26 protein-coding genes are annotated in these 14,391 nt (G+C 58.8%); 3 read left to right on the forward strand and 23 right to left on the reverse strand.

Annotation, left to right across the window (positions count from 1 at the left end; translation table 11 throughout):
* Nucleotides 1–1,374, reverse strand: a 1,374-nt coding sequence (locus BLX42_RS22500) for a DNA cytosine methyltransferase (protein ID WP_161872661.1), incomplete at its 3' end; no start/stop codon positions are given.
* Between BLX42_RS22500 and BLX42_RS22505 the strand changes: the two genes are divergently transcribed.
* On the forward strand, nucleotides 1,373–1,672 hold the full coding sequence (locus BLX42_RS22505) for a hypothetical protein (RefSeq protein ID WP_161872662.1): 300 nt from the start codon (nucleotides 1,373–1,375) through the stop codon (nucleotides 1,670–1,672). The two genes, BLX42_RS22500 and BLX42_RS22505, sit on opposite strands and share 2 nt — an antisense overlap.
* 11 nt (nucleotides 1,673–1,683) lie before the next feature.
* Here the strand turns inward: BLX42_RS22505 and BLX42_RS22510 are convergent, their stop codons facing one another.
* The 22 genes from BLX42_RS22510 to BLX42_RS22615 form a co-directional block, all read right to left on the reverse strand.
* Nucleotides 1,684–1,902 carry a hypothetical protein gene (locus BLX42_RS22510; protein ID WP_161872663.1) on the reverse strand — a complete coding sequence of 73 codons (219 nt, stop codon included), beginning with the start codon at nucleotides 1,900–1,902 and terminating at the stop codon, nucleotides 1,684–1,686.
* 557 nt (nucleotides 1,903–2,459) lie between these two features.
* Nucleotides 2,460–2,786, reverse strand: coding sequence for a hypothetical protein (locus tag BLX42_RS22515; protein WP_161872664.1), 327 nt, complete (start codon nucleotides 2,784–2,786; stop codon nucleotides 2,460–2,462).
* A 238-nt stretch (nucleotides 2,787–3,024) separates the two neighbouring features.
* Nucleotides 3,025–3,561, reverse strand: a complete 537-nt coding sequence (locus BLX42_RS22520) for a hypothetical protein (protein WP_161872665.1) — start codon at nucleotides 3,559–3,561, stop codon at nucleotides 3,025–3,027.
* 13 nt (nucleotides 3,562–3,574) lie between these two features.
* A complete protein-coding gene (locus BLX42_RS22525; RefSeq protein WP_161872666.1) occupies nucleotides 3,575–4,111 on the reverse strand; it encodes an HNH endonuclease in 537 nt (178 codons plus the stop codon).
* Nucleotides 4,112–4,118: 7 nt separating this feature from the next.
* The gene (locus BLX42_RS22530) at nucleotides 4,119–4,682 is read right to left on the reverse strand and encodes a siphovirus Gp157 family protein (protein WP_161872667.1); all 564 of its coding nucleotides are present in this window, start codon (nucleotides 4,680–4,682) and stop codon (nucleotides 4,119–4,121) included.
* Entirely contained in the window at nucleotides 4,679–5,407 is a 729-nt protein-coding gene (locus BLX42_RS22535; protein WP_161872668.1) for a hypothetical protein, read from the reverse strand. Before BLX42_RS22535 ends, BLX42_RS22530 begins: the two co-directional genes overlap by 4 nt.
* Before the next feature lie 16 nt (nucleotides 5,408–5,423).
* The gene (locus BLX42_RS22540) at nucleotides 5,424–5,858 is read right to left on the reverse strand and encodes a hypothetical protein (RefSeq protein ID WP_161872669.1); all 435 of its coding nucleotides are present in this window, start codon (nucleotides 5,856–5,858) and stop codon (nucleotides 5,424–5,426) included.
* A gap of 178 nt (nucleotides 5,859–6,036) precedes the next feature.
* A complete protein-coding gene (locus BLX42_RS22545; protein ID WP_161872670.1) occupies nucleotides 6,037–6,354 on the reverse strand; it encodes a hypothetical protein in 318 nt (105 codons plus the stop codon).
* Between the two features lie 157 nt (nucleotides 6,355–6,511).
* On the reverse strand, nucleotides 6,512–6,838 hold the full coding sequence (locus BLX42_RS22550; RefSeq protein ID WP_161872671.1) for a hypothetical protein: 327 nt from the start codon (nucleotides 6,836–6,838) through the stop codon (nucleotides 6,512–6,514).
* A complete protein-coding gene (locus BLX42_RS22555; RefSeq protein WP_161872672.1) occupies nucleotides 6,835–7,050 on the reverse strand; it encodes a hypothetical protein in 216 nt (71 codons plus the stop codon). The genes BLX42_RS22550 and BLX42_RS22555 overlap by 4 nt, the downstream gene beginning before the upstream one ends.
* The gene (locus BLX42_RS22560; RefSeq protein ID WP_161872673.1) at nucleotides 7,047–7,256 is read right to left on the reverse strand and encodes a hypothetical protein; all 210 of its coding nucleotides are present in this window, start codon (nucleotides 7,254–7,256) and stop codon (nucleotides 7,047–7,049) included. Before BLX42_RS22560 ends, BLX42_RS22555 begins: the two co-directional genes overlap by 4 nt.
* Nucleotides 7,253–7,831, reverse strand: a complete 579-nt coding sequence (locus tag BLX42_RS22565; protein ID WP_161872674.1) for a hypothetical protein — start codon at nucleotides 7,829–7,831, stop codon at nucleotides 7,253–7,255. The genes BLX42_RS22560 and BLX42_RS22565 overlap by 4 nt, the downstream gene beginning before the upstream one ends.
* Nucleotides 7,828–8,031 carry a hypothetical protein gene (locus tag BLX42_RS22570; RefSeq protein ID WP_161872675.1) on the reverse strand — a complete coding sequence of 68 codons (204 nt, stop codon included), beginning with the start codon at nucleotides 8,029–8,031 and terminating at the stop codon, nucleotides 7,828–7,830. Before BLX42_RS22570 ends, BLX42_RS22565 begins: the two co-directional genes overlap by 4 nt.
* Nucleotides 8,028–8,444 (reverse strand): hypothetical protein, encoded by a 417-nt coding sequence (locus tag BLX42_RS22575; RefSeq protein WP_161872676.1) that lies wholly within the window; start codon nucleotides 8,442–8,444, stop codon nucleotides 8,028–8,030. The genes BLX42_RS22570 and BLX42_RS22575 overlap by 4 nt, the downstream gene beginning before the upstream one ends.
* Nucleotides 8,445–8,461: 17 nt before the next feature.
* Complete coding sequence (locus BLX42_RS22580) at nucleotides 8,462–8,641, reverse strand: hypothetical protein (RefSeq protein ID WP_161872677.1); 180 nt, start codon at nucleotides 8,639–8,641, stop codon at nucleotides 8,462–8,464.
* 21 nt (nucleotides 8,642–8,662) lie between these two features.
* Nucleotides 8,663–8,860 carry a hypothetical protein gene (locus tag BLX42_RS22585; RefSeq protein ID WP_161872678.1) on the reverse strand — a complete coding sequence of 66 codons (198 nt, stop codon included), beginning with the start codon at nucleotides 8,858–8,860 and terminating at the stop codon, nucleotides 8,663–8,665.
* A complete protein-coding gene (locus BLX42_RS22590) occupies nucleotides 8,857–9,108 on the reverse strand; it encodes a hypothetical protein (RefSeq protein WP_256672063.1) in 252 nt (83 codons plus the stop codon). Before BLX42_RS22590 ends, BLX42_RS22585 begins: the two co-directional genes overlap by 4 nt.
* Complete coding sequence (locus BLX42_RS22595) at nucleotides 9,105–9,494, reverse strand: AlpA family transcriptional regulator (RefSeq protein ID WP_161872679.1); 390 nt, start codon at nucleotides 9,492–9,494, stop codon at nucleotides 9,105–9,107. The genes BLX42_RS22590 and BLX42_RS22595 overlap by 4 nt, the downstream gene beginning before the upstream one ends.
* A 436-nt stretch (nucleotides 9,495–9,930) precedes the next feature.
* Nucleotides 9,931–10,083 (reverse strand): hypothetical protein, encoded by a 153-nt coding sequence (locus BLX42_RS22600; protein WP_161872680.1) that lies wholly within the window; start codon nucleotides 10,081–10,083, stop codon nucleotides 9,931–9,933.
* Nucleotides 10,084–10,109: 26 nt separating this feature from the next.
* Nucleotides 10,110–10,676 carry a hypothetical protein gene (locus BLX42_RS22605; protein WP_161872681.1) on the reverse strand — a complete coding sequence of 189 codons (567 nt, stop codon included), beginning with the start codon at nucleotides 10,674–10,676 and terminating at the stop codon, nucleotides 10,110–10,112.
* A gap of 78 nt (nucleotides 10,677–10,754) precedes the next feature.
* Nucleotides 10,755–10,988, reverse strand: a complete 234-nt coding sequence (locus tag BLX42_RS22610; RefSeq protein ID WP_161872682.1) for a hypothetical protein — start codon at nucleotides 10,986–10,988, stop codon at nucleotides 10,755–10,757.
* A gap of 63 nt (nucleotides 10,989–11,051) precedes the next feature.
* Nucleotides 11,052–11,273, reverse strand: coding sequence for a hypothetical protein (locus BLX42_RS22615; protein ID WP_070085589.1), 222 nt, complete (start codon nucleotides 11,271–11,273; stop codon nucleotides 11,052–11,054).
* Between the two features lie 825 nt (nucleotides 11,274–12,098).
* Between BLX42_RS22615 and BLX42_RS22620 the strand changes: the two genes are divergently transcribed.
* Both BLX42_RS22620 and BLX42_RS22625 read left to right on the forward strand, forming a co-directional pair.
* The gene (locus BLX42_RS22620) at nucleotides 12,099–12,425 is read left to right on the forward strand and encodes a DUF1654 domain-containing protein (RefSeq protein WP_161872683.1); all 327 of its coding nucleotides are present in this window, start codon (nucleotides 12,099–12,101) and stop codon (nucleotides 12,423–12,425) included.
* Nucleotides 12,426–13,394: 969 nt separating this feature from the next.
* Nucleotides 13,395–14,333 carry a sensor domain-containing diguanylate cyclase gene (locus tag BLX42_RS22625; protein ID WP_161872684.1) on the forward strand — a complete coding sequence of 313 codons (939 nt, stop codon included), beginning with the start codon at nucleotides 13,395–13,397 and terminating at the stop codon, nucleotides 14,331–14,333.
* Nucleotides 14,334–14,391 lie beyond the last annotated feature (58 nt).

Below are 14,391 nucleotides of genomic sequence, written 5' to 3' on the forward strand. Positions count from 1 at the left end.
CCCGCCGTTCGCCTGCTCGATGAAGGCGGTGCACACACCCATGGCATGGGCCGCACCCGCAGGGCGCTTGTAGTTGCCGCCGCTCGTGATGGTCGGCACCGGATCGGTGATAGCTGCTCCCTCGCTGTTGAACCTGAACTTGACAAGATGCGCCGATGCCAGCGCCCGGTGGCTCTGGGTCATCAGGGTACCCATTGGCTGGTCAGCTGCTACTGGCTTACCGGCATACACCGGGCCGCCGGCCCCAACCATTACTGGGCTGGCCATCATCAATTCGCCGCGGTTGGCGGCAGTTACTGTTGGCAGGGGATCGCCCGGGTTATTCACTCGGTCGTCGCCTTGGTGAGTCGCCGGAAGAACTACGGGGCTTGCCATGGCGAAGGATCCGCCGCGCGGCCAGGATGTGACTGTGCGCAGCGGCTCGTCGGCAGACTGGGCCAGCTCGCCCGACCAGTTCGCGATCGGCACGATGAAAGGTTGCGGGTTGTCGAGCACGAACTTCTTCATGCCCTTGGCTACACGGCGCAGCGTCGCATCGGCCAGCGCCTTCTTCCGACCGAAGATGCTCTTGCTCGGCACGCTCCAGTCGATGCAGTCGGCGGCGGTACGCCATTTCTGCTGACCCTTGGCTGGGTTCTTGGCGTGGGTAGGCTCTGGCCACACGATCGGCTGCCTGTCGCATCGGGCGATCATGAACAGGCGCTCCCGGCTGGTTGGGGCTCCGAAGTCGCAGGCCTTGATGATCTGCCATTCGACCTGGTAGCCCATGCCTTCGAGCAGGTGCACGAACCGGCGCCAGGTGATGCCGCGCCGCTTCGGGTCTGGCACGAGGAACTGCTGTTGCACCGGTACGCGCTCGCCGACTGCTGCCACAGTGCCGTCCAACTTCATCACCCGGCCGGTGGCTTTGTCGCGCTTCGCCATCAGCGGGCCCCACTGCAAAATCTGCTTCACATTCTCGAGGCTGATGACCCGGGGCTTCTTCTTGCCTGCCCACTTCAGGCCGATCCACGACAGGTTGCGGATCTCGCGCTTGCGCGGCTGCCCGCCGGCGGCCTGGCTGTGGTGGGTGCAATCGGGGCTCATGTGGAACCAGCCAACCGGGCGGCCCTGGCATTCCTCATCCGGGTCGCCGTCGAAGACGTCGGTGGTGAAGTGGCGCGCCGCCGGGTGGTTGGCGGTGTGCATGCTGATGGCAGCTGGGCTGTGGTTCTTGGCCACGGTCACCGGGCGGCCCAGTCCCATTTCCAGCCCGGTACCGGCACCGCCGCCACCGCAGAAGAAGTCCACCACGATCTCGTCGTCTTGCGGATCGAAGCCAAGGCCGTACTGGGTTTTGAAGTCGAGAGGGTTCTTTTTCTGAAATGCAGACATGGGCGGTCCTCGCCGGGGTGGCGTGATTCGTTTATGTGGGGTATTTAGTCGACAAGCGGCATGGGGCCGCATCGGAGCAGACGTGAATACAAAGGAACTTAAAAAGTTTTTACGGATACCAGACCAGCATGAATTCAGGTCCGGCGACGGTGTCATGGAAATCACCGCCGGCGTAGATACCTGGAATTTCTACGAGATCGACGAGAGTGGAAAGACAATCGCTCACTACCTGATCGTTGAAACCCATGATCATGAGGGCGGTGGAAGCTTGACCTGGAAGAAAACCAAAAAAGGCTGATTCCCTGAGTTTCAATATTCCGTTGTGAGCTGTCCGTGCGGAAGCACGCGCATCACATCTACCTCAAGCCCTGGCTCTCTGGTTTCAGCTGCCCAGCGCTCAGCGTCAAGCAGGGTGAGGGCATACACATCAACGCGCTGGAACAGAGTCCCAGGATTCAGCACCACCGCATAACGAGCACATGGTGGCGGATTTTTTGCTCTCTGCGTGGTTCGCATTACTTTCTCCATGCATGCGCCGCCCTCCGTGGCCGGATGCGGCATGGGTGAGTTGGTATGAGAGTTGCTACACCCCTCAAACACTGAGAATTTGGGGGACTGCCGTAATGACCCAGGACGATATCCGCTACATGGTGTTCGTCGTAGTAGCTGTGGTAGTCCTTACGATTGTGGGGGCATGGGCGTTTCTTGAATCCATTAGCTGAGCCCCACCGGCGGGTCATGTCACACCCTGAATCGGGTCGGTCCACATGGTGGCAATTTGGTTTGGGATGGGGTATTACGGGTGACCGGCATGGGGCCGGAAGAGGAGGTACGAATGGATTTGTCGGCTATTAAACACACGATCAGACTGAGCACTGACGAGCACTCAGGATGTCCGTATTGCACATACAGTTTCGGCAAAAGCCTGGACTGGGATATCAATCACCTGCTGAAGGAGCATGATGGGGCGCTCGTTCATGTGGGTACCGAGTCGATAAATGGGGCGGATGAGCCTTCGTATTATGCAACTGTCGCCGTAGTCGGGTTCTCCGTAGCTCCTCCTGAGCGCACTGTTTCGCCGCGTTTCAGTCCTCGCGTGCCTCCGCAAAGCTGATAGCTTTCAGCGATTCTCGCTGATAGGCGAGTTCCAGCTTCCGCGCCACAGCCGGTGATACCGTTATTTCGTGGCGCGGAGGTGTCAGCAGCGGCAGCGCGCCGCCGGGTCCCAGCCCATGTAGGTGGTGAATCATCAGCGTCATCGCCTCGCCCTGTTCCTCGATCCCGGCCCATTCCATCAGTTCCAGAAGGGCCTGTTTAGTCCCTGGTCGAACCTTCAAGCGCAGATCTTCTTCCTGCAGGCGCTCGGCCTTCTCGCGCCGCCGCTTGTCGCGCTCTTGCGATGTCATCGCCATACGACACCTCCTTCAATCCGCTGGGCGGTAGGTTGAACTGCTCACGCCGCCTGTGCAGTTGCAGCGATCGGCTGATTCTTCGGTTCATGCGATAACTCCATGTCGCAGTCGTGCCAGCCCCCGAGCCACCAAGCGCTGTCGACCGACATCTCAGGGTGAGGCTGATACGCCCGGCAGCGACCGGCAGCACGAGCGGTCCGGCCTTGGTAATAGGGGAGTGGGTGGATTTTTTCAGGCTTCACTCTTGGCATGGCGTACCCCCGTGCCTTTGCAGTGGAAAGTTGATCCCGAAGGCCACCAGAATCCGTTCCAGCTTGCGGTTTCCGATGCCTAGCTTTGCCGTGGCTCGACAGCGGGACATGCCACAGTCGCGCAGAGCAATGATCTGATCTGCGAGAGCCCGGTCTGCCTTTTCTTGGGCTACGGGGTCTTTCACCGGCTTGGGCTGTCGTGGCGGACTGGCGAACTTGAAGCCTTCCCGTGCCGCCACACCCCATAGCGCGCTCTTGGTTTCTCCGAGGAGTTTCGCGACCTCGCCACAGGTCATGGTCTTGGCGAGTTCGGCAACCTTTTCGGCGCGGGCCCTGGCACGGCTTTTATGCTGGCTTACTGCCTTATGCTCAGCTGGCTTGGCCCGTTTTTGCTTGGGCTTTGGATGCTTGCGCTCCGGCAGTGGCCGGTAGGTAAAGCCCTCCAGCACTATGATCTTTCCACCCGAAGAGAAGAAGGATTCCTTCATGGACTCTATGTCGAATTGGTGTATTTGATTCTGCATCGTGATCGCTCCACTAGTGGCTGACAGCCTTCCTTGGGATTGGCTGAAACTCGTGAAGCTTCGACTTGGCCTCAAGATAAGCAGCGCCTGCATCATCTGGGCTGTAAAACGTCCCGAGATAATGCTGCTTCCCACTTTTCATAATCCTTGCCGTCCAGTTTCCGCAGCGAGTTCTGGTAACCCCAAGAATTCCGCTTTGGTTAGGCTTTGGATTGATGTTTTCTAGATTCTGAGACCTGCTCGCCTCACGAAGATTTTCCCATCGGTTGTCATCACGGTTGCCGTTGATGTGGTCGATGTCTTCCATGGGGAAACGCCCTGTCATCCAGAAAAATGCCAGTCTATGTGCGGCGAAGCGCTTCCCCTTCAGTCGGATAAAGCGGTAACCCCTGCAATGGAGGTAACCCGCTACGGACCCAGCCTGCGCCCTGCTTCCAAGTGTCTTTAGCCACGTGAAATTTCCAGTGGCAGGTGAGTAACTTAGAGTGGACTTGAGCTCATCCAGACTGATCGCCGCTTTGGCGGCCTCCAGGTCGATTGATTGGTTCATGCTGACCTCACTTGATGCGGATTGAGCTATCGCCGCGCTCCAAATGCGCCCAGACTGGCTCAGGTATCAGTTCGTGTTCGCAGTCTTCGCCGGCGGCCATGCGCTTGCGGACGGCTTCGTTGTGCTCGCGATCGGCCTTGAGCTTTGCGGCGATGGCGTTCTTGTCCGGCGCGATCTTGGTCACGACCGAAGTCAGTTCGTCCGGCACCGCCTGTTCGTTATCGACGATGACACGCTCCTTGCCGGCGACCAGGCTGATGGTGAACAGCGGGCGCTTGATCGACTTGATGTTGGCCGCATCCATATTGCGCCGCAGGTAGTCGGTGATCGCGGTCACGCTGTTTGCCTTGATGCGTTTGAGCTCGCTGAGGCGTTCGATCTCGGCGTCGATGGCGCCGATGTCACCCTCGATGTTCCGACGCAGCATGACGATGTTGTCGGCCTTCACTTCGAATTCGCCCTGGATGCCGGCCATGGTGTCCTGAATGGCCTGCTTGAGGCCTTCGTCGTCGGTGTCACACATGGCGGCCAGTTCGGCCATCTGGCCGGTGAGTGCGTAGAGCTGGGTCATGCTGCAGCCTCCTGCGGCTTGCCGGCTTCGAGATTCTTCAATTCAAGGGAGATCCGGGCGGCGCCTTTCTCGTCCTTGCGAGCGATGAGCTTGCGCACAGCGTGGTCGTGGATCTTCTTGCGCTCATGCGGCGTCACCGCCTTCTGCATGGTCTCGATCGTGTCCTTGATGAAGCCCAGGCGCTCCTGCTGTTGGCGCTCGATCTCGGCCTGGCGGTCCTCGGCCTGCTCGATGGCCTGCTCGGCCTGCAGCTGCTGGACGTAGTTCACGTCGTCGAACATGCCCAGGAACACGTCAGCGCTGAAGCCCAGCATGGAGAGCGCCTTCTTGATGGCGTCGGTCAGCGACTTCTTCGGCGCCTCGCCATCGGTGGTGGTGCCGTACTTCGATTTGTACAGGTACTGGGTGCACCCGTACTGCTCGATCTCGCCGCGCTGGCCATCAAGCATGAACCAGAAGGTGATCTTGATTGTGTGGTTGAGCTCGAAGCCCAGGCTGACGCGCTTGTCGCCTTCGCCGCTGAACATCTCGGCGCCCTTGTCGAAGCGCTCCTCAACCACGTTCCAGCCGAAGCCGATGCCGGCCGGGCCGAAGACCTCGGTGGCCTTCATGATCATGGCGGTGCCGTTCAGGCTGGTTATCTGCTGGCCGCCGACCTTGGCGTCCTTGGTGAATCGGGTGTCGGTCGTCTGGACCTTGTCCCAGATGCTCATGTTGTTGGTCATTTCAGGCTCCAGCAGCTTATGCCGTCAGCTTCTTGATAATGGCCTCGCCGACCTGAGTTTCGATCAGGTCGCGCAGGGCGCTATGGTCGTAGTCGGCGATGATGTCGCTGACGCGCTGGTGGATCATTGGCTTGAGGTCTTCAATCGCCTGCTGCATCTGCTGCCAGCCTTTGCTGGCATCGCGATCCCAGGCGTTCGGCGGGCTGAACACAGTCGTCGATGACAGGTTGTTGATGACGCTGATGGCTTTGTCTTTCAGCGTGGCCACCATGTTGCCGTCGAAGTGCTGGTCGACGATATCGCCAACCAGGTAGTAGGCCGAGTTGCTGATGATGCGCTCGAAGTCTTTCTGAGCATGGGCAGCTGCGGCAGCGCTGAAGGCATCGGTCACGATCCGACGCTTATCCGACTCGCTCAGGTAGTCGTCGACGTTGATGGTTAATTCGGACATTGGGATACACCTCGCGCCAGGCCGGCGCCGTCAGTGGAATAGGGGAATGCCAGGTCACCCAGGCACGGAGGTACGCTCCAGGCCCTGGCTGCGGTGGATGGTTGCGCGCTCTCGCCGCTTACGCTCCGGGTAGGTCCGGTTATCCCCTAAGGGCCCGCCGGGCTCGGGTGCGTGTGATTCAGGGTGTGGCTTTGGCGATGGTGCGCTCGAAGCGCAATGCCAATTCGGCGTTGACCTCAGCCTTCTTGAGGCTGTCGTCGGTATTCTTTGCGCGGTGCAACGCTTCGTAGCGACGAAGGGTCGACGCTGCTTCAATCAGGTCGGCAAGCAGGTCAGGAGCAGTAGAGATAAGCGCAGCATCCGCTCTCCAGTCAGAAACAGCGGCCGAGCTGCCATGCACAGCTTCGCCGCCTACGATTGTGCAGATTTTCGTTTCTTGGCGAGGAAGACGGCCTCCAATAAACCAAGGGCCTGGCGTGTGCTTTTGTTCAGACATGCGAATCTCCCGCGCCATCCATGCGGTGGGCGCTGATTAAGTGGTTACTGTGTGATGGTGCCGGCCAGGGCGCTCAGGAGGAGCCAGCCGGTGCAGAAGGTGAGGGCGATGAAGCTGCCGCGCCAGGTGGCAATGCGGCGTGCACGCTGGTAACCGGTCATGGGTCGTGTCTACCTGCGCCATTGCACTTGTGGCAGCTGCTCGTAGAGCCGTGATAGGGGCCTGAGAAATGAAGGGTTCCTGACCCTTTGCACGTCGTGCAGGTGACTTTGTTGCGCTCGCGCTCCAGCTGCTTGCGAAGATCACCCAGTTCGCTATCGCGTGGGTCGCCTGCAGGCGTGTGGAATGCCATGCCGACGTTCTCAGCCCAGCCAGTCACATCTTCTGCGATGGCACGGATCTGCTCTGGCGTCGCGGCAACACCGCGCTCTTCAAAGGCCTCCGCAAGCCCTTCGGCGTAGTAGTCGGTCCGTGAGTAGCTCATGCCCGCACCTCATAGGCCAGCGTGCAAATGCCGCAGAGGTAGGCCCGGCCCGACCAGGCCGCAGGGTTCTCGATGTGAGCCAGGCGCGCCTGATTCATGGCGTCCTCCATGGTCAGGCCCTTGAACACCAGCAGGATGCGGTCGTCTGGCACGGCTTGGGTGACCTCGGCCACCTGGTCGTCAATCAGCGACGGGAAAAATGGAGTTGTCATGATGCCTCCTGCGACTCTAGACCGGGTCGACGAACCATGGACTTGTAAACCGCATTGCACATGGAGGTTGGATGCCATCCCCACGAGTCGTGCCATGCTCGCCAAAAACCCTTAACGTGGTACTCCTTGAAGAAGGTCACCTCGCCACACCACTCGCGGGCGTACTCCGCATCAGCGGGAGCTTGCGCCCAGTCGATATCGCTCATGATGCCTCCTGCTTGCGGTAGCCTGCGGCCCAAAGATCGCGGGCAACGTCCTCATGGATCATCAGCTCTTGCAGATGGCTCACGCCGTGAGTGCCTAGAGGGTGATCCTTGATGTGGCGGATCATTTCGTTCAGACCTGCACGAATCTCCTCATCGGCTATCTGCTCTGGCGTGGGGATAGGTCGGAAACAGCAGGCTACGCCCTGAGCGACATGAGGCGGCGATTCGCCGAGCGGCATGTAAACTGCCACTGGAGAGATCCGATCATCATCAGTCCAGTGAGCGAGGATCTTGACCTTAAACCACGGGTGATTATCGCTTTTGACTCTGCCAAGCCTATTGGCTTCGCACACAGCTCCAACTGGTGGCAGACCAGAAATTGGCCAGCCGTTGGGGTCGGTGAAAACCTCGAACTGCTTACCCTCTCCAGACTTGGTCCAAGGCCGACCATGCCGATCTACAAACAGCTCGCCAGAGTCCTTGTGCCAGTCGGAAGGCCAGCTATCAAAGCCTGGCTTTGGGACGATCCAGATCGGGAAATCTTGGGGCTTTTGGCTCCAGTCAGGTGCGCTCATGCAGCCTCCTTGCGCCGAACGGCAATACGCCGGATGCGCTCGCAGTAGTGTTTGAACTCCTCGGCGTCGATAGCGAGAAGAGAGAAGTAGGCGACGACCATGGATTCGGCCTTGCCGTCCTCCACCGGGCCAGAGCCCGGCAGAAGCATCGTTTCGATGGCCGCGTTGATCGCGCTGACCGCGATGCTATGAGGGCTCATAGCCGAGCCTCGTCTGCCTCGTACCGCAGACCCTGCTCGGCATACTGGTCGAGCATCGACTCAGCGATCTCGTACAGCTTGCCGCGGCAGTGATCGCTCTGGCCGACAACATCCTCGACCATGCTTTTCACTGGCCCACCGGCCTGCGCCTGAAGCAGGAGGAGGGCCAAGGCGTTGAGGTCGTCCTTCTCAGCCTCTTGCAGAGCGCGAAGGTGCTCGGCCACCTTGGCCACGAACTGCTCTTGGCGGACGCCGGCCGGGCCGCCGAATCGCTGCGGAATCAGCACGTCGCAGCCGCCGACCAGTTCCTCAGCCTTGCTCTCGATCCAGTTCTGCGCCGCTTCCTGATACGCTGAGCCGTCTTCAGGCTCAGCATGGTCATACCGCCATTGTGCTGCTCGAAGTGCGCCCATGGTCGCCTCCAGAATGATCAGCCCTGAAAGGGCGTGTAAGGGATGTCGAAGATTCGGATCGGATCATCTGAACCGCCTGCCTGGGATTCTCGGTAGGAGGCACGCTCAGATTTCTCTCTGGACTCAGCGAGACGCTCAGCTGTGATTCGCGCTATGCGTCGCTCGCGCTTGGCCAGCGCCTTGATTGGGTCGGCCATGGTCGCCTCCAGGTGGTTGGTTCAGTCGTAGTCGCCTGCTTGGTAGGCGTATTCGGATGGGTTGGGATGGTCGTGCTTCTCTTCGCCGCAAACCCGGCACTCGAGATAGCTGCAATCGAAGGTGCCGCCGATCACGCCTGGATCGCCGCCCCAGTCGCTGACGTACTTCCAATCATGATCGGGCTCACCGTCGTCGCCTTTGCATTCCCAGCTGCTCATGGCTCTTCTCCACGGCGCCGGCGCTCGGTTGCCATTTCCATATCCAAATCATGTCGCTCCTCGCTGATCAGCTCAGCTACGGCATTTTCGATTTGGGCCATGGCCTGCTCCGCGTCAGCGGCGCGGCGAATCATCACGCGCAGCAGCTGAATGGCGGCATCAAGACGCGTCGGGTAGACATGGGCCGAGAATCCTCTGGCTTCAGGTTCTTGAATCATGACCTGGCCTGAAACGCTCATTCCGCTCATGGCTTCACCCGGGCGGCTAGCATGGCGTCGGCCATGGCATAGGACCGCTCTGCGATGCCATCGATATCGCAACCCCAGTTGTCATCGTGAGCGCAAATGCCCTGCATCGCCTTAACTGCGAAATAGTCACGCAAGGATGCCTGTACGCCTGAGCCTGAGACCCTTTCTGCAGCGTTGGCCTGGTAAGCATCAACGGCGGCATCCATAATCTTCTGATCAGTAAGGAAGCTCTTTACCTCGCTTAGCCGGAAGACCATCTGCATCTTGTTTTTCTTGAGCGGTTCGGGAAAACCGGGAATGGTCCGCCAGCGCCAGAATGTGGATCGGCAAATTTCAAGCTCTCGGCAAATCTCTGCCGGCGTTCGCAGATCAGGATCTTTAATCATATGTGCCTCGCCAACCGCATTGGTCGGATGCCAGGCGCAGTGACCAAACTGGGCGTGAAAAGCCAGCCTGGCACCCGCCAATGCGGTCGAAATTGAAGGGGAAGGGGAAGGGGGCAGGCGGTGAGCGCTACCTCACATGCATCTGGTCTGGCCGGGTAGGCCCCGGATTCGCCTGCGTGTACGTCGATTAATGTTTGCTGTGGTTCGCCTTAAGTTGCATAAGGCTCACCGTGATGCGCTTTAAATCGATGCAAGCTGCATCGGGGTGCGAACTGGCAGGAGCCAATCTCTGCATCGACCGGTGTTCGTTCCTCCCGATCTCGCTGGATAGAAGCTGTGCTGCTTGGCGGCAGGATTCAGTTCACACCCCGGTGCAGCCTGCGATGGGGAGCGGGGCATCGGGCAGTTAACGTCAGGCGGACGTGGCGCTGGTTGTTCACGCAGTCCTGCGGGAGATCTCATCGCGAATCTGCTGCATTGAAGCGGCTACGCTACGGGCCTTCGCGGTGTTGCGACGCCCATGTGCGCGCATCCAGGCGCCATAGCGGTCAAGCTGGGCATTGAGATCTTCGATACTTTGGTTTTGCATCGTCTTGCACTCTAGGGCGGTTGATTTCAGGTTTCGGCGAGCATGTCAGCCCTATTCAACAGGGCTATGCAGACACGCTCGTCGAATCGATCGGTGGTTCGGTATTGGTCAACCGCTTGCCGGATGACGCCGGCCTTGGCTGTGGCCCAGGCCCTGTGCGCTTCGTGCGGACAGTCAAAGCTGCCTACGCTGGTGCGGCTACCATCCAGCCAGTGAACTCTTGCCATGAATGGCTTGCCGCGCCGAGTGCGAGCTACGCCTACAGGCAGTTCACCCCGCTGAGATGGCCTGTCGATTGCTAGGTTGTTCAAGATGCTTGGCACGAACACCGATGTTTCCGGCCGGTAGATCTTCTCGCCCGGACTCAGGATGTCCTTGTCCAGGTGATTGCCAAGCCATGGCTGCTGCTCCATCCACGCCTTAAAGGCGCTGAACCGAAGCCACTGCTCGGCCACCTGGCATCCTTCATAGTGGCGGTCATCGCGCTCACCGAAGCAGCGCCGGAGAAGCCCTTTCCACCTGCTGTAGAACGGGCAGTTGTGATAGCGGGGCAGGTCGTTGATACCGACCCCAAGAACTAATGCTCTTCCCATGGGGGCCTCCTGTGCATCAAAGCCGCCTCAGTGAAGTGGCTTTGATGCCGGCCCTGTCGCCAAGGCCAGCCAGTGAAATCACTTAATGCCTGAGGCGAGCCGGAACTCTTTCCAGTCTGCTTCTGTTACATGGATGGTTTCGTCACCGATGTCTTTGCCGCGGTCGATGTCGTCAACCGGGGTTTTCGGATAGAAGTCGCCGTAGGCATCTGGCGATCCACGCACCTCTCCATCCGGATCACAGAAGAAGTGGTCGATTCCCTCCGGCCATTCGCTGACCTCGCAGCCCAGTACCGCAATCAGTCTTGCCATGCTTATTACTCCAGTGGATTCCCCCTGATGCGCCCCGCTTGAGGCGCACCGGGGAATCGTCTGTCAGGCAGCGCGAGCCAGTTCAGCTTGTGCCAGTAGCTCAGTAACAGCCTCGGCCGGTGTGCAGTCGTCGGCGTAGAGGTCGTGAAGGTCGCTTTCTTCCTGCGAGCCCAGGGCGACCTGATGGCCGAGTAGTTGGGACGCCTTGTCGATCCAGCGGTAGTAGGTGCGCTCTTGAGCGTCGGCGCGGCATTCATCAGCCGCCATGGTTGCCATGTTGAACATCGTTAATCCCTCCGGTTGATTTCCCGGATGCCACTCGCTGAATGGCACCTGGTGAAATCCCGGCCTCGCTACTGGCGACAGGCCGGGGTATTGCGTCAGCGGTGTGGTTGCCGGGTACGTTTCCGGCGCTGAAGCCAACAGCCGATCGAATCAGGACCGCCATCAAGGCCTACTGGCTAACGGGGCTGGCGGCACACCAGCGCACTCCGTGACCGATATTCTCTCGTCGGTCAAAGCGCCCGGCTCTGTAGCGGCCGGGTAGGCTGTCGCGCGGCGACGGTCAGTTACTTCCACATGTCGATGCCCTCCGTTGCTCGCTCACTGGGCAGGCAGTGGCCACCTATCGAATCTGGGTGAATCTCCCTTCTGCCGCTGGGATTCGCGGGGCGCATTGCTTGCCGGGTCGTTCGCGCGGTTCGAGCATTTCGCTCTCGATCAGCCGTACAGGGTTCTCCCTGTCGTGGGCAGCCTTTCGGGGCTGTCTGATCGCCGGTCGCCGGTAGAGGCAATGCGGTCTATTCACCAGTTCCAGAGCTGGCATGGGGATCGAATTTATTGCTCGCGCTGTGCCGTTGCCGGGATCGATCCGCGAGGTTCCCATCAATGTGAAAGAGCGGGCGGCTTGAGGGCCTCGGCAGTCCCTGTTCGGTGACTGCGTGTTGAGGTGAATATCACGCATCGTGTTTTTGTTGTCAACACGATGTGTGATTTATTTTTCTTCAGGTGTGTTTAGGAAAATCCTCACAAGCCGGGTTCACGTTTCACATAGCGTGATGTATGCTCGTCGAAATAGCTGGATGGATATACAGTAATGGAGAATGGTCTATGTCCAAGCAGAAAAAAACGGCGCCCAAAGAGCGCCAGGAAATGACCGGAGTTGAGCGGCTAGCGCTCCGCGTATCGTCGATGATCAATCACCCTCTAGCGCAGATTCAGCGCTGGGTGACGATCCATCGACTAGATACGGATGGTGACTTGGAGTGGGAGGAGGTGATGGGCCTACTGGCCGATACGCCAGAGCTCGACCTGACGTTCAACGACGACGATAGCGTGACGGTTAGGTGGGAGCCTCAGAGCGCCGAAGACCGCGACGACATAGTCATTGAGAAGGATTGTGAGGAGGAAAAGCTTGAGGAGGAGGCGCCTTTCTGACGGGCATAACAAGCCCGCGCTAAGCGGGCTTCAATATAGCTAATCACTCGTCACGGCTAGGCTTGGCGATGAAGTCCTTGGGGCGTACGGAGCCTTGGTTACCTTTCCGTCCTTCGTCTCGAAGGATACGGTCTTGGCGCCACTGAAGGCAGTGGCATGGCTGTAGATCCACATCTGGCCCCCGTCCCTGAAGGTGACCATATATGGGTTGCCCATGTTCTTGTAGAGTTTGTCTTCGGTCATGCCTACCTTAATCTGGCTGGCTTGGCCGAAAGTGAAGGGCGTTCCCGCGCGCCCGGCCATGGCGAGGACTACAGTAGCCAGAAGGCATCGGGGGATCTGGTGAATCAAGGTGACCTCCCTGTGAATTGAGGCGCCATCCTGAAATTATGGCCATCCGCTATCACGCTCCTTGGCGGCTTCAAGACCTTTGCACGTTCGTCTAATCATCAGTGAATTAGAGTAATCCATCGGTATAATTGCTAAAACGATAAAGTTACGTCCTCGGTGCGCTGATGAGTCATGGATTTGTGGTGAGTGGAAGGAGTGAGCTAGAACGTAGGCAGTATGCAGTAGATCTATGGAAGAAGGCCTATTCAGGCAGATCGCTTTGCGAGGATGCATATTCTCGAGCTATCAATGAGGCTGCTTCCCTTCTGCACGCTGGGCACGTCGATTTCAGTGAATGGCTTTCGCTAGTGCGGTTGGCAAATGCTGCGCTCCGGTAAAATCGAGAGCAACCATCACGCGGGCATAAAAAAGCCCGCAGGGATGGGCGGGCGAAAGGGAAAGCGTATGAGCCTTCACTGTGCAAGGTGGGGCGTGAAAAAAGCGTGAAGGCATGAAGCATGAAAAAGCCCCTCTGAGCCTAAGGATTGGCCTTATAATCCGGCCGCGCAGGGGGACACATCTTCGCTTGTGACCCTGCTTCCGGCTGCATATCGTTTTGTGCGCTCCCTGAGGTCTGTCATGAATAATTTTGAAAGCGCGTCTACCACAGCGCTGACCTTTCTGCGTCAGAAGCTCGACTTCCAGTTATGTATGGTGACGCGTGCAGAGGGTAACGATTGGACTGTATTGCACAGTGACGATAAAGGGTACGGAGTTGTCCCGGGTGATGTCTTCAACTGGGATGATTCCTTCTGCAGCGAGATGGTCAAAGGGCTGGGGCCGAACATAGCCGCTGACGCAAACCAGGTGCCGGCCTATGCTGCAGCCGAGATTGGTCGAAAAATCCCGATCGGCGCCTACATCGGCGTGCCTCTTAGAATTGCGGATGGGCGATTATTCGGGACTTTGTGTGGGATAGATCCCTCGGTCCAGCCGCATGACATATCCGAACACCAAGAGCTGATTGAGATGCTTGGTGAGATGCTTAGCACCATTTTGCAGATGGAGCTGAGGGTCGACGAGGAAGAGAGGCGTGCGGAGCGATTCCAGGCCCAGGCTCTCACTGATGCCCTGACCGGACTGTACAACCGGGGTGGTTGGGAGCAACTGCTCAGCAAAGAAGAGGCGCGCTATCAGCGGTATCGGCAATCATCTGTCGTGATAGTCGTCGATCTGGATGAGCTGAAAGCCGTCAATGATCTGCAGGGACACGCAGCGGGTGATTCTTTGATTAAACGCGCCGCGTCTGCATTACAGGCAGCGTCCAGGTCTGAGGATGTGGTTGCCAGGTTGGGAGGCGATGAGTTTGGGATTATCGGAGTTGGCTGTGACTTGGCCGCTGGCCAGGCGCTCTGCAGTCGACTAGAGGCGGCACTTGACGCTGAAGGTATCAAGGCATCGTATGGCCTTGCCGTCACAACCAGAACTACTCGCATAGCAGCAGCATTGACCATTGCAGACAACGAGATGTACGAGCAGAAGCGTCAGAAGAAAGCGGCGGATCTGCTGGAGGCATAAAAAAGCCCGCCGAGGCGGGCCCAATCAGATGGATGGTAAGCACGAAAATGCCGGGCTC

The organism is Pseudomonas sp. SG-MS2 (assembly GCF_009933855.1).
GTDB classification, from domain to species: Bacteria; Pseudomonadota; Gammaproteobacteria; order Pseudomonadales; family Pseudomonadaceae; genus Aquipseudomonas; species Aquipseudomonas putida_E.

Bases quoted from the DNA above. Each gene is read 5' to 3' on its own strand.
- BLX42_RS22510 (WP_161872663.1), bottom strand. From the start codon at position 1,902: ATGGAGAAAGTAATGCGAACCACGCAGAGAGCAAAAAATCCGCCACCA.
- BLX42_RS22585 (WP_161872678.1), bottom strand. From the start codon at position 8,860: ATGAGCAGCTGGGAATGCAAAGGCGACGACGGTGAGCCCGATCATGAT.
- BLX42_RS22600 (WP_161872680.1), bottom strand. From the start codon at position 10,083: ATGCAAAACCAAAGTATCGAAGATCTCAATGCCCAGCTTGACCGCTAT.
- BLX42_RS22610 (WP_161872682.1), bottom strand. From the start codon at position 10,988: ATGGCAAGACTGATTGCGGTACTGGGCTGCGAGGTCAGCGAATGGCCG.
- BLX42_RS22625 (WP_161872684.1), top strand. From the start codon at position 13,395: ATGAATAATTTTGAAAGCGCGTCTACCACAGCGCTGACCTTTCTGCGT.
- BLX42_RS22545 (WP_161872670.1), bottom strand. From the start codon at position 6,354: ATGTCTGAACAAAAGCACACGCCAGGCCCTTGGTTTATTGGAGGCCGT.
- BLX42_RS22615 (WP_070085589.1), bottom strand. From the start codon at position 11,273: ATGTTCAACATGGCAACCATGGCGGCTGATGAATGCCGCGCCGACGCT.
- BLX42_RS22515 (WP_161872664.1), bottom strand. From the start codon at position 2,786: ATGGCGATGACATCGCAAGAGCGCGACAAGCGGCGGCGCGAGAAGGCC.
- BLX42_RS22535 (WP_161872668.1), bottom strand. From the start codon at position 5,407: ATGACCAACAACATGAGCATCTGGGACAAGGTCCAGACGACCGACACC.
- BLX42_RS22575 (WP_161872676.1), bottom strand. From the start codon at position 8,444: ATGGGCGCACTTCGAGCAGCACAATGGCGGTATGACCATGCTGAGCCT.
- BLX42_RS22595 (WP_161872679.1), bottom strand. From the start codon at position 9,494: ATGATTAAAGATCCTGATCTGCGAACGCCGGCAGAGATTTGCCGAGAG.
- BLX42_RS22605 (WP_161872681.1), bottom strand. From the start codon at position 10,676: ATGGGAAGAGCATTAGTTCTTGGGGTCGGTATCAACGACCTGCCCCGC.
- BLX42_RS22520 (WP_161872665.1), bottom strand. From the start codon at position 3,561: ATGCAGAATCAAATACACCAATTCGACATAGAGTCCATGAAGGAATCC.
- BLX42_RS22590 (WP_256672063.1), bottom strand. From the start codon at position 9,108: ATGAGCGGAATGAGCGTTTCAGGCCAGGTCATGATTCAAGAACCTGAA.
- BLX42_RS22565 (WP_161872674.1), bottom strand. From the start codon at position 7,831: ATGAGCGCACCTGACTGGAGCCAAAAGCCCCAAGATTTCCCGATCTGG.
- BLX42_RS22550 (WP_161872671.1), bottom strand. From the start codon at position 6,838: ATGAGCTACTCACGGACCGACTACTACGCCGAAGGGCTTGCGGAGGCC.
- BLX42_RS22505 (WP_161872662.1), top strand. From the start codon at position 1,373: ATGGGCGGTCCTCGCCGGGGTGGCGTGATTCGTTTATGTGGGGTATTT.
- BLX42_RS22580 (WP_161872677.1), bottom strand. From the start codon at position 8,641: ATGGCCGACCCAATCAAGGCGCTGGCCAAGCGCGAGCGACGCATAGCG.
- BLX42_RS22540 (WP_161872669.1), bottom strand. From the start codon at position 5,858: ATGTCCGAATTAACCATCAACGTCGACGACTACCTGAGCGAGTCGGAT.
- BLX42_RS22570 (WP_161872675.1), bottom strand. From the start codon at position 8,031: ATGAGCCCTCATAGCATCGCGGTCAGCGCGATCAACGCGGCCATCGAA.
- BLX42_RS22525 (WP_161872666.1), bottom strand. From the start codon at position 4,111: ATGAACCAATCAATCGACCTGGAGGCCGCCAAAGCGGCGATCAGTCTG.
- BLX42_RS22620 (WP_161872683.1), top strand. From the start codon at position 12,099: ATGTCCAAGCAGAAAAAAACGGCGCCCAAAGAGCGCCAGGAAATGACC.
- BLX42_RS22555 (WP_161872672.1), bottom strand. From the start codon at position 7,050: ATGACAACTCCATTTTTCCCGTCGCTGATTGACGACCAGGTGGCCGAG.
- BLX42_RS22560 (WP_161872673.1), bottom strand. From the start codon at position 7,256: ATGAGCGATATCGACTGGGCGCAAGCTCCCGCTGATGCGGAGTACGCC.
- BLX42_RS22530 (WP_161872667.1), bottom strand. From the start codon at position 4,682: ATGACCCAGCTCTACGCACTCACCGGCCAGATGGCCGAACTGGCCGCC.